This window comes from Streptomyces olivochromogenes, from assembly GCF_021538895.1.
Lineage (GTDB): Bacteria > Actinomycetota > Actinomycetes > Streptomycetales > Streptomycetaceae > Streptomyces > Streptomyces olivochromogenes_A.
Map to the genome: position 1 here is coordinate 1 of NZ_JADDRL010000174.1, position 14,192 is coordinate 14,192.

Genomic DNA, 14,192 nt, shown 5'->3' on the forward strand with positions numbered 1-14,192 from the left:
CGCGACGACGGCCTTGCGCGGGCCGACCTGGGCGCCCTACCAAACTGCCCGGCCATACGGGCCCGCAAGGGCGAAACGACGCCGGGTACGCCGGTCGCGGGCCATGCTGCTCCCAGCTATGAGAGCGGGGGAAACGTGCAGGCATTTCTGGCGGGGGCCGTACTTCTGGTGTGTCTGAGCACGCCGCTGATGGGAGGGATGCAGCCGCCGCGACTGAGGTCGAAGCGGCTGACACCCGAATACTCGGCAGGGGCGCCGTTGGCGGTGGTGTTCGGCTCCTGGGCGATGTGGGTGCTGATGTTCTCGGTGCTCCGCGTCGGCTTCACCAGCACCAGGAACACCTGGGTATGCGTGGCGTTGCTCGTGCTGTGCGTACTGGTCGCGCGACCACTGGTCCGGATCGCGGCGCCCGCGCGGCTCGAGGGGAACCGGCTGCTGGTCGCGGCACGCGCGCTGGGCCTCTGCTGCGTCGTGGCGGGCGTCATGGCACCGCTGGACGCGCAGGTCGACAAGCAGCCCATGGCCGGTATGACCGTGATCTACGCGACGACCGTCGCCGTACTGGGTCTCATGCGGATCGCGGACCACGGCTACTTCCCGCTGGTCCTGCTGAGGACGGCCCTGTGGAAGGCGCTCCTGGCCGTCGTGACCGGGTACTGGATCCACCACACCGGCGGCACCCTCGTCCCAGACCCGGACGACGCCACCGTCGGCACACTGCTGCTCGCCGTCCTGTGGTGGTCGCTGGTGGGGCTGTCCGCAGGCTGCGCGGTGGTCGCGGCCGTCCGACTGGTGCGCTGGCTGAGGACCGGGCCGCCGGCCCGTCCCGCGCCCCCCGGTGTGACCTCCTGGCCGCCGGCCGTCGGCGATGTGTGGACGGCCGAGCTCACCCACGACGACAACACCTACAAGGAGCGTCCGGTGGTGGTGCTGGAACGCACCCCGGGCTTCGTCCGCGTGCTCGGCGTCACCAGCGTCGACAAGTCCGACCGTCCGCGCGGCTACCTGAAGCTCCGCCTGTCCGAGTGGAAGGACGTACTGAAGAAGGACGGCTGGCTGAACCTGGAGATCGCGCACGTCCCATACTGCGATTTCCTCTGGCGGCGCGGAGAGTGCCCGGACCGAGTCTGGGACGTGCTGTGCAACAAGGCCGACGTGCGGGAGCGGTCCGCACAGTCAGGCCCGGCCCCGGGCTTCACCTTCCGCCACCGGCTGCGGTCAGCGATGAACACACATGTCGGCCGCGACGCGCGCACGGTCCGCGTCGACGCTGACAGCCGGGTGCTCCGGGGGTGGCCGCGGGAGAAGGTCTGACCCGAACTGCCGCTGGACGTACGACGCTTGGCAGGGGCCGGCTCACAGGACATGTGGCCTACTGCTTCCGAAAAGGCGAACAACTTCGAGCCGTAGCCAGCGGCGTTACGCTGCGGCTGTTCTCTGAACCGCCCGGATCGAGTGGAGGCTCCGCAGTGCCACGAGTTGCGCTGCGGTAGCGGCGCCCCAGCCCCCGCTGTGGCGGTGTCGAGAGCGGGTCGGAGGTGTGTCGCGAACACCGAGAGACAACAAGAGAGGGCGGAAGTCAGTGAGACTGACTCCCGCCCTCTTCTGCTGGCACCCGCTTTGGTCAGCGCTTGACTTCTGCTGATCCTGGGCGAGTGCCCCCGGCAGGATTCGAACCTGCGCACACGGCTCCGGAGGCCGTTGAGCGTTGCGGAGAATACGCTGGTCAGCAGTTCGATCAGGCTCAACTCGCCTGCCGCTGTCCACACATAGTCCAGACGCAGCGACCGCCCTGGGGCCAGCCAGCCTCGCGGGGATCCGGCCCTGCTGACACGGCACCCAGGTGCCGGCAGTCGCGTTCGCCGTGACAGCCCGCCGTAACGTCCCGAAGTTCCGGCTGTGTGCACCAGTAAGGGCTACGCTCAGCACGAGCAGCAACGAGGTTTCGTGAAAAATCGGGAGAGTGTCTGAGTGGAAACGAACAGTCCGTACAAAATGTCTGTCAGCCTCAATGTTGTCACACACCTCGGGCTCAACCTCTACAGCAACATTCCTGCAGTTTTGTCGGAGGCGGTGGCAAACGCCTGGGACGCAGAAGCCCACAAGGTTACGATAGACATCGATAAACAAGCTGGCACGGTTACCGTCTACGATGATGGCTCCGGCATGGATTTGCATGACATCAACGAAAAATACCTCACCGTTGGGTATCGCCGCAGGGATGCTACTGGAACACTTACGCCAAATCTCGATCGGCCTGTCATGGGACGGAAGGGAATCGGTAAGCTTTCGTTGTTCTCGATCGCACGCACGGTTGAGATTTACACCGTCAAGGATGGGGAAAAGCATGCCTTCCGCATGAGTCTGGACGACATCAAGACGGCGATCACGGACGAAGTCAATAGCGAATCGCCTTATCGCCCTGAACCTCTCGATGTCGCAGATATTGGTTTTGTTAAGGGTACGAAGATTGTGCTTCGCGACATCAAGAAGAACCTGAGTCAGACCGAGGCGGCGCTGAAGAAGCGACTCGCGAGACGCTTCTCGATCATCGGGCCAGAATTCGACTTCGCACTCGAAATTAATGGAGAGCCGGTCTCTGTCAGCGATCGCGCCTATTTCCATAAACTGCAATATCTTTGGCTCTATGGTGACGACGACTATACGGAAAAGATCCGCAGCTTGGCTATCAATGCGGAGGAGGTGGAGATTCGCCGTTCGGAGACGGGGCAAGGGGGCGAGGTTTTTGGTTGGATAGGAACGGTCTATAGTTCCGACCAGCTACGCGAGCAGGGCGAGAACCTCAACAAGGTCGTCGTGTTGGCCCGGGGCCGGTTGGCCCACGAAGACCTTCTGGAGAACATCAGCGACAGTAGCTTCTATCGGCAGTACGTAATCGGGGAGTTCAATGCAGATTTCCTGGATTCCGACTCCGGGGAAGACATCACCACAAGCAGTAGGCAGCGGTTGGACGAGGATGATCCTCGGTTCATCGATCTCAGAGAATTCTTTGAGACGGAAATGGGGAATGTAAAAAGGGCTTGGGGTGAGTGGCGCGAAACTAAGGGCGTAGAAGTCGCCGTCAAGAACACCGCAGTCGACGAGTGGTTCAAGTCGCTGGGACCTGAATCTCGGGCAAGAGCACGCAAACTCTTCGGGATGATCAACAGTCTCGAGATCGATGATGATAGCAAGAAGAAGGAGCTATTCGCGTACAGCGTAATGGCATTCGAAAGTCTCCGCTATAAGGACAATTTGCAGGCGTTGGAACAAATGACGCAACCTGCCCTTGCGGGTTTCGTCTCGCTTTTTAATACCGTCGATGAGATCGAGTCTGCACTTTACCATCGGATCGTTAACCAACGGCTGGAGGTTATCGAGAAGATGCAGGCCCAAACGGATGCCGATAGTAAGGAAAAGATCCTCCAGGAGCTGCTATTTCAACATCTCTGGCTACTGGATCCGAGTTGGGAGAGAGCTACGGATGCTCATCTCGAAGAGCGGATTGGGACGACTTTCGCGGGCGTCGACCTCACAGATGACGAGAAGAAGTCCAGGATCGACATCAGATATAAACGTGTATCGAATGCGCATGTGATTATCGAACTCAAGCGTTACAGTGTCAGTACGGACACTTATACGCTTGCGAGGCAAGTCAGGAAGTACCGGGACGCGTTGCGGAAGGCGCTTAAAGATCGAGGTGAAGCGAATCCGTACATCGAGATCGTATGTATCGTCGGAAAATCCCTTTCCGACTGGGCGCAAGAGGACGGGCGTGCCGAATCTGCGCAAACTCTCGGCCCTATTAACGCCCGCGTGATGACATATGACGAGTTGCTCGATAACGCACGTGGACTGTACTCGGAATATTTGAGGGGCCGTGAAGGCCTTGATCGCGTCCGTAAGGTAATCGAGAGCATCAAATGACGTCGAACGGGCGACGGTTGCAGGGCTGATAGAGCTTTGCAATCTACTCCGATTGCCGTTCAGAAGCATTCGTGGATCGAACATCTCGCCGCTGTCTCTTTGGTGCCGAGATGTTCGAGTGCCCTCCAATGACCGGTCCATCAGATGGGCGGCGGGCTCGTCGTGGGTCGTTCGGTGCGGCGATGAGGTTGAGGGACGCCGCGGCAACCCCCAATCCAGCGTTTTGACCCACTCCACAGCCCGCGGTGGCTGCTTAGGGGTGTACCAGGCGAGGGCTCTGAACAGGTGCTTCCTGCTCCGGCACGTCCCTGCCGCAAAGAGCTCGGTGGTATCGCAGGTGGGCCTCACTTATGTGGTGCTTCGGAAGCCGGCGGAGCACACCCTTGTGACTGCCGTCCACCGTCGAGCGGACGATGCCGTCCGGATCGATGTATATCGCCAACGTGTCGAACTGGACGTGGTGGTTGGGGCACAGCACGAGCAAGTTGGCGAGCTCGTCAGGTCCGTTGTGCGGTTGCCCGAGACCGCGGATGTGGGCCGCTTCGCTGTACGTGCCGAACCGCTTCGCTAGCTGCTTTCCACAGACCTGGCAGTGGTCGGAGTGCATCTCCTTGACCTTGTTGGCCAGTCCGATATCGCGCACTATGCGGGACGTGTTCGTGGCGCGGCGAGCGGCAGGCCCTTGTCGTTCTTGTTCTTCGGCCAGTGCCTCGATGCCGCTTGCGTTCTCGTAGCCAGCCAGCCCAAGCTGCTCCATCAGTTTGTGCTGGGCGAACTCGGCGAAGTAGGTCTCTCGCAGGACGGCGATTGCCTGGGACCGTACGAAAGGATCGCTCAACAGACGGTCGGCTTGGTGAGTGAACCCCGCTTGAGGCTTGGATCTATCGAGCGCTGAGACGCTGATCTTGTCTGCCTGCTCCGCCGGGAGGCCTTCAATGTCCCACAAGCCGCTCGTCCGCAGATGCCAGAACGGGTACTCCGGCGTCGGGGACGACTGGGGGCGGCCGAACTCGATCAATAGCTTGCCCACCTCGTTACGGAACTCCGGCCAGGGAGAGAGTCGCGACTCGCCTCGGGCGTTCCTCGCGATGGCCCACATCAGGGCCAAGGGTTTGTGCGGGCTCGGAGTTCCGTCTCGCCGATGAACCTTGAGGCTCCTCAGCCTCTCCATGAGCTGGGCTGCCGTAAGTTTTGGCTGCCGGTCGTCGTGCTCGGTGCTGGGTACAGGCCCGCCCTGCGACAGTGGAGGAGTGGGAAACAACGCGTCCACATCCGCAGGACGATGGACGGACTGAAGGCTGACTTCGGGCTCCTCAAGGTGAAGGGGACGTTGGCGTACCTCCGGCAAGACGGCATGGCCACCTTCCGCCCAACGACGCCAAGAGCGCGGCGCATGTTCCAGCGCCTCAGCCGTCGAGAGCCTCTGATCGCCGCGCGCTTCGATCCAGGCCCAGTTCAGCAGGTCATCTTCTGCGCTCAGGTCGAGAAGGGCCAATTCATAGCGGAAGTTGGGGAACGGCCGCCCCTTGTCACTCTGTTCGATCTCTTCGACGTCCTTGATGACCGCTAGGCCGCAGAACTTTACGTAACCCTTGGGAGTCTTGTTGCGTGTGACCGTTGCGAACACGAGCAGTGGTGCAGCCAAGGTCCGCTCCTGCACGGTCGTCGCTCGGTGGCTTGTCCATGCCTTCCGCAGCACCTTGTTGCCCTGCGTCTCGCCTACGGGAACGGTGTGATCGACGCGATGATCTCCAAAGTAGGTAACGCGCCCGTTTTCTAGGTCGAACTCGTCGTGCCATGGCGTCTCGGCAGAGCCGGCCTTCCACTGGCTCGAACGTACAAGGACCGCTGGCCGCCGTGCGACGCGAGCGACCTTGACCTCGGCTATCGGGTTGATTCCCTTGCTCAGCTGTATCGGAGCGAGGACCTGTGAAGCCGTGAAGTGGTGGATGTTCGGGTAGCCGTCCATGACCTCGATGGAAGGGTCCCTGTTCTGCGAGGACCGCAGCACTTCACCGACACGCAACTGGCCACCCACCGAGCATCCCCCACCTCGCCGTCGTTGTGTCGGTGATTTTGCCAGGCACGATGGCGAACGAGACAGGGGACGGGCAACCTGCTGATCCGTAGCTCTACAGAGATCGAGCGTTGATGGTCATACAGGCTGCCGGGAGGTGGCAGATGGGCACCTCAGTTGCGGTAGTTGCTGTACTTCGCTGCTGTACTGCACTGGCTCCGGACGGTCGACGGTTTCGATGCGATAGGCCATGCCTCCACCTCTAGTGGGCCTGGCCGCGGCGCGGCTGTCCGGGCGGGCAGCGAGTCAACCCTTCCCGGTGGGGAGGCCTAGACAGGAGGGCCGTCGAGGTCCAGTACTTGTTCACAGATTGGTGACAGATCCGGCATAACTGGGACCGCTGGGGCCAGCCGGTACATCGTGTTGGCATGACGTCCCAACCGCAACGCCGCACGTGGCTGTGGATCATGGCAGTCGTCGGCGGTCTGGTGACCCTCGGCCTCGGCGTTTACTTCATCAAAGTCGGATTGGATCAGGCTAACCAGGTCGCAGGGATCCTCGGGCTATTCGTTTCGATCGCCGGCCTGCTCCTGTCGGCTTATTCAGTTATTCAAGTAAGCTCTGCCGCTCGTGTCGGTAATTCCGGTGCCACCCGAATGACTCAGAGTAGCGGAAGCAACTCGACCAACATTCAGTCTACCGGAGATATTACAATCGGCGACAATAATAAGATGGGGGGACAATAATTGCCCTGGTTTCGACAGAAAGCGGGCGACGGGTCTCAATTGGTCCAAGCCGGCACGGTAAACAACAACTACGGGATCAGCGTAAAAGATGCCGAGCACATTTGCATCAGGCTGATGGAGGAGAGGTTTGCTAGCTACTCCCAGCAGGCGTTCCAGACCGCGAAGGCGCGCGTCGAGGAGTTCACCTACAATTATCTCAAAGCCCTGACCGAAAAGAGTCCTCAGGCAATCGAGAATCTCGGTGACCCTGGAGTGTTGGCGGCTGTCCTGGAGGCCGAAGAGGGGTACGCGAAAACTGGAGATGTCAATCTCGGTGAGATTCTCGTAGAGATGCTGGTGAAGCGGACTTCTGAAACCTCGCGGGACACCCGACAGCTTGCGTTGAACGAAGCAATTGGTGCCGTTCAGAAGCTCACAGACAAGCATCTTGACGCGCTCTCGCTGATCTTCTTTCTGACACATGTCGAAGCTAATGCGCCGAACCTTCAGACGTTCCTGACTGTCCTAAACAGCGTGCTGGAGGGCGTGAGTGGCTCCTTCGAGACTCTCACTCCGTCGGATATTCAATATTTGGAGGCGACGGGATGTGCGGTACGAGTTCCCCTCTCGTCACATTCATGGCCGGGGATTCTCAAAAAGAAGTATCCGGGCTACTTCCACAAGGGCATCATTGAAAATGAAACGCCTGCGGTGGCGGACATCAAAGGCAGGGTTTCCGATTGGGGCAGATTGTTTGTTTCGAGCCTGCACGATCCAAACATGATTCGCGTTAATGCCGTTACGGAAACTCAGGCGCGCGACCTTGCGGAGTCGGCAGGCCTGGAAAGAGATGCCCTTGTTAACTTGATGACTTCGTATCCGCTAAGCGACCAGGAGATCAGAGAAGTTGTTACAACCGCCGTCCCCGCATTGAGGGTTGTATTTGATCGATGGTCCGAGGTCGACTGCGACGCTTTTGCTCCCTCATTGACTGGTGTGGCCATCGCGCATGCCAACTTCAAGAAGACAGCCGGGGCTGTGTTCGATGCAGAAATTGACGTCTGGATTAAATAAGCGGCACGGCTGAGTCGCGAGGTCGGTGTAGCGACTTTGGCCGGGAGCTGCTTTGGCGCGAGTGATCACGGCCCCGTAAGCTTCCGGCGCGTCGGGCAGTCTGTGGACCTGCCCGGTAAAGCACGACGTTGGGGCCGTGATCTTCGAGGCTCGCGCCAAAGTGGCTGGCTAAAGTCGTGGAGCCGACCGCCCCAGCCACGACGGGGTTCTCCCCCACTCATGGCCGCACCTGCCGGCTGGTGGCCTGGTTGCGGGATCAGCGGGCCGTATGAACATCAGCGCAACTGGCAGCCTCGGCGCGCATGCCACCGCCACCACGATCCGGCCTCTTGCGGTAACGCAAAGCTTCTTTGACCTGCACCGTTGGGGATCACCGTTAGTTCCCGTGCCTGTGTTGGAATGTGGCCGCTGCGTGCGGCGACGGTCGGGCGGCGACGTGCGCCGGTGGCGAAGACATGGAGGCGGTGCGGCGGCGACCGACCGGCGCCGCCGCGCTTGGCGCGGCCCTCGGTTTGATCCGACCTAACGGCGTTAGGCAACCGGGCGGAAAGGGGTACGGCGTGTCCCCGGGAGAGGGGCGTTGAGGTCTGACTGCGGTTGGTTTTTTCCCCTCCCGAGGCCGGATCGTGGTGGCGGTGGCATGCGGGGCGCAAGCGGCCGTTGATGTGCCTGGGCGGAGTGTGCGGCGGTCGGGTTGGCGATGATCGATGAGCGCCGTTGGCCGCCGGACGAGCGAGCGGAGCGAGCCTTGATGAAGTAGGGAAACTCCTACCGCGTCCCGCTCCAGCGGCACACGCTCCAGCGGCAGCTGTCTTGTCTCGGTTGATGCTTGACGTTTGTGGCTTCACCTGATGCTTGACACCGCTTGCCTCGGCTTGGCTGTGCGCGTCTGATCGGCGCGTGCATGGAGGCTGGGGCCGTGCTGGTGGAGTTGAGCGTGGTCGAGCAGAGGTATCACGCGGTCATGGAGGTCGCCGTAGAGCGTGGCCGAGTGTGTTCAAAGGCTGCAGGACAAGCCACTGGGTACGGGTGAGAACGAGTTTTGAGAGGGTCCGGGCCTCGTAGCGGCTTGCTGGCGCGGGCCGACAGGGCTTCGCAGAATGGACCGTTGTGAGGGGGCACACGAGTTCCTGAGCTGGCACTCCTGCCTCTGGAGCCCGAGGATGCTCGTATGAAGGTGCCGATCGGTCGCCCGAGTCTGCGGCCCTACCTGCCTTACCAGCAGCGCGCTGCAACGCACCATGAGGGGCTGATCGCTCACTTCTTGGGCACCAGTTCAGTGCTGCTGTCGGACGGACAGACCTCGGTGCTCAGCGACGGCTTCATCACCCGCCCGGGGCTGCTGCGAGTGGGAATGGGCAAGATCGCCCCGGACCGCGCGTTGGTTCGTGCCGCCATCGAGCGGCTGCGGGTGGACACCCTCGCCGCTGTGGTGTGCGCGCATTCCCACTACGACCACGCTCTCGACGCACCGGTGTGGGCGCTGGAGACTGGCGCCGAACTGGTCGGGTCGGAGTCCACCGCCAACATCGGGCGTGGCCTGGGGGTCCCCGAGTCGTCCTTGCGGGTGGTCGGCGACGGCGACAGCACCACCTATGGCAGCTTCACGCTGACCTTCCTGGACTCCGTGCACAGTCCGGGCGACCACTACCCAGGCATCGTTGACCGGCCCTTGGTCCCGCCGGCCCGCGCCGGTGCCTGGAAGACCGGCACCGCCTACTCCGTGCTCGTCACCCACCCCCACGGCCGCGTGCTCCTGCACGCCAGCGCCAACTACCGGCCCGGCGCGCTTTGCGGTCACCACGCCGACGTCGTCTACCTGGGTGTCGGCATGCTGGGCAAACAGCCCGCCGAGTTCCTTCATACCTACTGGGACGAGGTCGTGGCCGCGACCGGGGCCAGGCGGGTCATTCTGGTGCACTGGGACGACTTCTTCTTGGGCCTGGACCGGCCACTGCGCCCCATGCCCTACCTGCTCGACGACCTCGGCACCACCATGAGCCGACTGCTGCCCCTGGCCCGCCGTGACGGCGTCGACGTCGTCCTGCCCGTCTCCTGGCAACCCAGCGCTCCCCTCTCCGGTCTCGCGTGAACTCGGCCACGTAACCCCTGGAATCGGCGTAGCAAGTCGACTACCCGGCCAACGATGCGAGACGCGTCGCTGTGAGCCGTCAAGGCTCAACTGGACCTAGACACGCTCCAGCGGCAGCCGTCTAGACGACAGCGCTCCGCTCAGCCAAGTCGCGCAGCGACTCAGGGATGCGAGGGCCCGAAAGCTGGAGCAAATCGCGGATGACCTCGCGGGCCAGGTGGTGATCCTGGATTTGCTCCGGTGCCAGAGCCTCAGCTTCCAAGAGCGCGGCTGTGGCCTCGCCGACGTGTCGCCGCTGCGCGTGTGCTCGCGCCACGTCAAGCAGGAAACGTGACTGCCGCTCCGGGGAGAGACCCGATGCGTCAACCTGCTGGGCCACTTCCAGGGCAAGCCCGGCGTCTCCCAACTCCACGGCGGTGCTTACGGCGTGGATCTCGACGTTCGTCGGCCCGAACTCCGTGTCGAAGTCGTTGCGGTCCTCACCCAATCGCGCCGCGATCTCTCGCGCTCGGTCGATGTGCTCATGGGTCCGCCCTCGGTTGCCTTCCCTCGCGTTGATCACCGCAAGGACCAGGTTCATGGCGCCCAGCAGAGAGAGCTCTTGCGGCGGGCATGCCGGGGCCTCTGCCCTTGGGGCCATGACGGATACGGCGGACCTTGCTGCCTGCTCGGCCTGCTCCATGTGCTGCTGCCGCATGAACGCGTGCGCCATGCGGAACAGGCTCGCGACAACCTCCAACGGTTGGCCGGCGAGTTCGGCCGCCTCCAGGGCTCGATCAGCCGCGACCCATGCCGCATCGGCCTGGTCTTGGCGGGTGAAGCTTGCTGCGGCCACCTGGTACGCCTTGGCCCGCAACAAGTGCAGTTCCGCGCGCTCAGAGGCAGGAGCGTGCCGTACGGCGGCTTCGATGTGTGGGAGCAGCTTGGCAAGGTGATCGCTCAGGGCTGCGTAGCTCGACGCGTGTGCAAGCGTCCACGCCTCTTCCACTCTTCGACCGAAGTCTCCGAGCGACGGAGTCGGTTCGGCTGGCGCCTCCTGAAAGAGACTGCCCAGGGCTGGATGTCCGGTGAGGGCTACGCGCAGGCCGTCGAGGTCGTTGCTTTTCGGCTGCTCCTCCTCCGCCCTGACCTCCTCGGCTGGGGCGGCGTCGGGCCGGACATCTCGCACAGACACGTTGAGAGCATCGGCTAGAGCCTGGAGGATCGACAGCCGCTCAACAGGCTGTACGCCGCGTTCTACCTGCGATACCCAGCTCTCGGAACGTCCCATCGCCACAGCAAGGTCGCTCTGTGACATGCCGGCGGCTCTGCGCAGCTCCCTAACCCGCTGACCGACAGTCCTGGTCTCGGAATCGCTCACTTCTCGGCCCCGGTGGGGTACTTGCCGGTGTACGGCTGAAGGCGATCAACCTCGGTCTTCTCGACGTACTTGTTGCGCTCTGTCAGGAAGTGGCGAGTGTGTGGCTGACGCTCGTGCTCCTCGAAGGCGGCGTGGTCGGCGTACAACTCGAAGAAGATTCGCTCGTTCGGCGCGCCCTCCACCTCATGGCAGGCGTACACCAGCGTTCCGGGCTCGTGCGCACGGATCCCTGTGGCGGTCTCTCGGACCAGAGCGTCGAACGCCTCTCCTGCACCATCGCGCAGCGTGAAGCGGACGAAGAGCCCAAAGTTGCTCATAGTTCCTCCTTCTTGTTGCGCTCAGTCTCGCAGACTCGGAGTTCTGCTACTAGTCGCAGTTTTTCTGTTGACCCGCAGTTTTTCTGCGAGTACCTTCGGTGGTGTCGAACAACAAGCTGCCCCGGGCTGCGTGCCATCCGCCAAGATCACAACGCTGCCCGGGGCTTGTCCCAACAGGGAGACTCCATCATGCGTCAGATCCCCGTGGACACGGCCGCGATGACGGTCATGCTGATCCAGGCCCCGGAGAAGAAGGTCAAGAACCGTGAAACCGGTGAGGTCGCCACAGATCGGCAGTCGGGCCAGGTGCTCTACAACGTCAGCGTCGCCGTGATCGTGGACGGCCGTCCGGACGCGGTGACGATCGTGGTCGCCGAGGACGGCATTCAGCCGGATCTCATGCCTGGCATGGCCGTCGAGCTGCCGGGGCTGGTGGCCCGCCCGTGGGAGAACGACTTCGGGCACGGCATCTCCTACCGCGCGATTGCGGTCGCCGCGAAGCAGCTCACCCCGGCCGGCTCCAATGGCAAGGGCTGAACACCATGACCAAGCTGCTGATCGCCGCCGCGTTAGCGGTTCTGGTCGGACTGGCGCTGCTGCTGCGGTGGCGGCTACCCGCCTGGTACTGGATGACCTTCGGCGTCCTGTTCGCCACCCTCAAGGTCCGTCTCCGCTACGCGTCCGTGATGGACGCCTGTGACCTGACGGTTGCCGCCTCGCGGTTTCGGCTGACCTTGGCTCGTTGGTTCAACTGGGAGGTCCCGCGGCAGCGGGTTCCCCGGCTGCTGTGGATCAAGCCGACTCGGACCGGCCTGCGACTGCGCATCCGGATGCGGCCCGGTCAGGACGCCTTCGACTACTCGGCCGCGGTCGACCGGCTGCGGCACGCCTTCGGCGTCCACCAGGTCACCTCCCGCGAGATCAAACCCGGCACCGTTGAGATCGCCATGACCGGCTATGACGTGCTAAAGCGGGTGCAGATGCCCGCTCGCGTCGACCGCGGCGAGTTGCGCATCCCGGTGGCGCTGCGCGAGGACGGCTCGGTCCACTACCGCGACTACAGGCAGACACCGCATTCGATCACCCTGGGCGCGGTCGGCTCCGGCAAGTCCGTCACCCAGCGCCAGGTCATCAAGGAGCTCGCTGGCCAGCATGTTGCGTTAGTCGGCATCGACTGCAAGAACGGAGTGGAACTCGCCCCGCTGGCGCGTCGGTTCTCGGCCCTGGCCGACAATCCCGACGATGCCGCTGACCTCCTTGAGGCCCTGGTGGCGCGCATGGAGGGGATCTATCAGGTCATCCGCCGCGAGCAGCGGGTCAGTGCTGACACCCCGGATGCTGAGATCACCGCGGACATCTGGGGTCTGCCCGAGGACCTGCGCCCGGTGCCGGTGGTCCTCACGATCGACGAGATTGCCGAACTGGCCCTGTTCACCACCGCGGCGGAGAAGAAGCGTCGGGAGCGGGCCGTGGTCGCCCTGGTCCGGCTGGCCCAGCTCGGCCGCGCCGCCGGCATCTTCGTCGACATCTACGGTCAGCGCTTTGGCTCCGAACTCGGCGATGGCATCACCATGCTCCGCGCTCAACTCACCGGCCGAATGTCCCACCGGGTCAACGACGAATCCAGCTCGAAGATGGCCTTCGGGGACGTCTCCCCGCACGCGGTGTTCGCCGCCACGCAGATCCGCAACGACCGGCCAGGCATGGCCGTGGTCGGCCACTCCAGCGGCGACTGGTCGCGCATCCGTTCCGCCTACACCTCGATGCGCGAGGCCGTGACTGCCTGCAATCGGCATGCCGACCTGACCCCGGATCTTCCGGAGCTGGCCCGCTTCCGCCCGCTGGTGGATCTCGCCCCCGTCCAGACGCCTGCCGTGGCCAAAGCCGCCTGACCTCGCCCCACTCCACGGTCGGCGTGACCGCCTCGCGCCAGGTCCCTACCCGAGCCATGCCTCATGAAGGGAGCAAGCCCCGATATGTGTCCCGACTGCGAGGACTTCACCCGCACCGTCCGGATGCTCGGTCAGCTCGCCCTCTACGGCGACACCGCCGGAGCCGACAGCGACTTCATCGAGATCGTCGGCTCCTCCCTCGCCGCCTCACTGCCCGAGCCCCCGCCCGGGACGTTCCCGCCCGGCTACGACCCGAACGAGGGTCCCGAGTACCCAGGAGAGGGGCGGTGACCGTGCCCGCCGCGAAGAAGCCCGCCGCCCGCCGTAAGACGGCTCCGCCCAAGCCGGCGAAGTGCCAGAACTGCGACGGCACCGGCGAGATCACCGAAGCCGTCAAGGTCGGCACCCGCAAGGGTCGCGCCACCGACGACCAGCAGACCGGTCTGTGCCTGACCTGCTGGGGCACCGGCGAAACCCCGACCGGCTGAACGCCCGCCGGGGCTGGGCGATCGGACACCGCTCCCCGCCCGGCCCTGGCCCAGCTCTCCGCAAAGGAGGTGAAGACCATGACCCGCTCCATCTGGTCCGTCGTCCTGCTCGTCCAAGCCGTGATCGCCGGAGCCCTGTCCTTCGCTCACCTGCACGACATTGCCGCCGCGGCCGGACAGTCCGGCTGGAAAGCCTGGGCCTACCCCATCTCCGTCGACCTGCTCATGGTTTCCGCCTGGCGCCGACTTCGGGCACAGCACTCAAGCCTGGCCTGGTGCTGGTTCCTGATCGCCCTGGTC

Annotated in this window: 13 protein-coding genes; 10 read left to right on the forward strand and 3 right to left on the reverse strand. The window is 63.4% G+C overall.

The window, feature by feature from the left end:
* On the forward strand, window positions 1-1,314 hold a 1,314-nt coding region (locus IPZ69_RS43765), incomplete at its 5' end, for a hypothetical protein (protein ID WP_235460482.1).
* 657 nt (window positions 1,315-1,971) lie between these two features.
* The gene (locus IPZ69_RS43770) at window positions 1,972-3,927 is read left to right on the forward strand and encodes a BbrUII/HgiDII family restriction enzyme (RefSeq protein WP_235460483.1); all 1,956 of its coding nucleotides are present in this window, start codon (window positions 1,972-1,974) and stop codon (window positions 3,925-3,927) included.
* A 253-nt stretch (window positions 3,928-4,180) separates the two neighbouring features.
* On the opposite strand, the gene IPZ69_RS43775 is transcribed toward IPZ69_RS43770, so the two are convergent.
* Window positions 4,181-5,896 (reverse strand): HNH endonuclease, encoded by a 1,716-nt coding sequence (locus IPZ69_RS43775; protein ID WP_235460484.1) that lies wholly within the window; start codon window positions 5,894-5,896, stop codon window positions 4,181-4,183.
* A gap of 476 nt (window positions 5,897-6,372) precedes the next feature.
* Here IPZ69_RS43775 and IPZ69_RS43780 point away from each other — a divergent pair, with 476 nt between their 5' ends.
* From IPZ69_RS43780 to IPZ69_RS43790, 3 genes are all read left to right on the forward strand, one after another.
* Window positions 6,373-6,690 carry a hypothetical protein gene (locus IPZ69_RS43780; protein ID WP_235460485.1) on the forward strand — a complete coding sequence of 106 codons (318 nt, stop codon included), beginning with the start codon at window positions 6,373-6,375 and terminating at the stop codon, window positions 6,688-6,690.
* The gene (locus tag IPZ69_RS43785) at window positions 6,691-7,743 is read left to right on the forward strand and encodes an LPO_1073/Vpar_1526 family protein (protein ID WP_235460486.1); all 1,053 of its coding nucleotides are present in this window, start codon (window positions 6,691-6,693) and stop codon (window positions 7,741-7,743) included.
* A gap of 1,264 nt (window positions 7,744-9,007) precedes the next feature.
* On the forward strand, window positions 9,008-9,835 hold the full coding sequence (locus IPZ69_RS43790) for an MBL fold metallo-hydrolase (protein WP_235460487.1): 828 nt from the start codon (window positions 9,008-9,010) through the stop codon (window positions 9,833-9,835).
* Window positions 9,836-9,956: 121 nt separating this feature from the next.
* On the opposite strand, the gene IPZ69_RS43795 is transcribed toward IPZ69_RS43790, so the two are convergent.
* Together IPZ69_RS43795 and IPZ69_RS43800 are read right to left on the reverse strand one after the other, a co-directional pair.
* Window positions 9,957-11,195, reverse strand: a complete 1,239-nt coding sequence (locus IPZ69_RS43795; protein WP_308407605.1) for a helix-turn-helix domain-containing protein — start codon at window positions 11,193-11,195, stop codon at window positions 9,957-9,959.
* Window positions 11,192-11,512: a putative quinol monooxygenase gene (locus IPZ69_RS43800; RefSeq protein ID WP_235460489.1), complete on the reverse strand. Its 321-nt coding sequence runs from the start codon at window positions 11,510-11,512 to the stop codon at window positions 11,192-11,194. The genes IPZ69_RS43795 and IPZ69_RS43800 overlap by 4 nt, the downstream gene beginning before the upstream one ends.
* 189 nt (window positions 11,513-11,701) lie before the next feature.
* On the opposite strand from IPZ69_RS43800, the gene IPZ69_RS43805 reads away from it, so the two are divergent.
* The 5 genes from IPZ69_RS43805 to IPZ69_RS43825 form a co-directional block, all read left to right on the forward strand.
* Complete coding sequence (locus tag IPZ69_RS43805; protein WP_235460490.1) at window positions 11,702-12,049, forward strand: SCO3933 family regulatory protein; 348 nt, start codon at window positions 11,702-11,704, stop codon at window positions 12,047-12,049.
* Between the two features lie 5 nt (window positions 12,050-12,054).
* The gene (locus IPZ69_RS43810) at window positions 12,055-13,404 is read left to right on the forward strand and encodes an FtsK/SpoIIIE domain-containing protein (RefSeq protein WP_235460491.1); all 1,350 of its coding nucleotides are present in this window, start codon (window positions 12,055-12,057) and stop codon (window positions 13,402-13,404) included.
* Window positions 13,405-13,488: 84 nt separating this feature from the next.
* Window positions 13,489-13,695, forward strand: coding sequence for a hypothetical protein (locus IPZ69_RS43815; RefSeq protein WP_235460492.1), 207 nt, complete (start codon window positions 13,489-13,491; stop codon window positions 13,693-13,695).
* A complete protein-coding gene (locus IPZ69_RS43820; protein WP_268835810.1) occupies window positions 13,692-13,892 on the forward strand; it encodes a hypothetical protein in 201 nt (66 codons plus the stop codon). The genes IPZ69_RS43815 and IPZ69_RS43820 overlap by 4 nt, the downstream gene beginning before the upstream one ends.
* A 78-nt stretch (window positions 13,893-13,970) precedes the next feature.
* Window positions 13,971-14,192 (forward strand): DUF2637 domain-containing protein (locus tag IPZ69_RS43825; RefSeq protein WP_235460493.1); only part of this gene is annotated, 222 nt, incomplete at its 3' end.

Bases quoted from the DNA above. Each gene is read 5' to 3' on its own strand.
- IPZ69_RS43775 (WP_235460484.1), bottom strand. From the start codon at position 5,896: ATGGACGGCTACCCGAACATCCACCACTTCACGGCTTCACAGGTCCTC.
- IPZ69_RS43780 (WP_235460485.1), top strand. From the start codon at position 6,373: ATGACGTCCCAACCGCAACGCCGCACGTGGCTGTGGATCATGGCAGTC.
- IPZ69_RS43800 (WP_235460489.1), bottom strand. From the start codon at position 11,512: ATGAGCAACTTTGGGCTCTTCGTCCGCTTCACGCTGCGCGATGGTGCA.
- IPZ69_RS43805 (WP_235460490.1), top strand. From the start codon at position 11,702: ATGCGTCAGATCCCCGTGGACACGGCCGCGATGACGGTCATGCTGATC.
- IPZ69_RS43810 (WP_235460491.1), top strand. From the start codon at position 12,055: ATGACCAAGCTGCTGATCGCCGCCGCGTTAGCGGTTCTGGTCGGACTG.
- IPZ69_RS43815 (WP_235460492.1), top strand. From the start codon at position 13,489: ATGTGTCCCGACTGCGAGGACTTCACCCGCACCGTCCGGATGCTCGGT.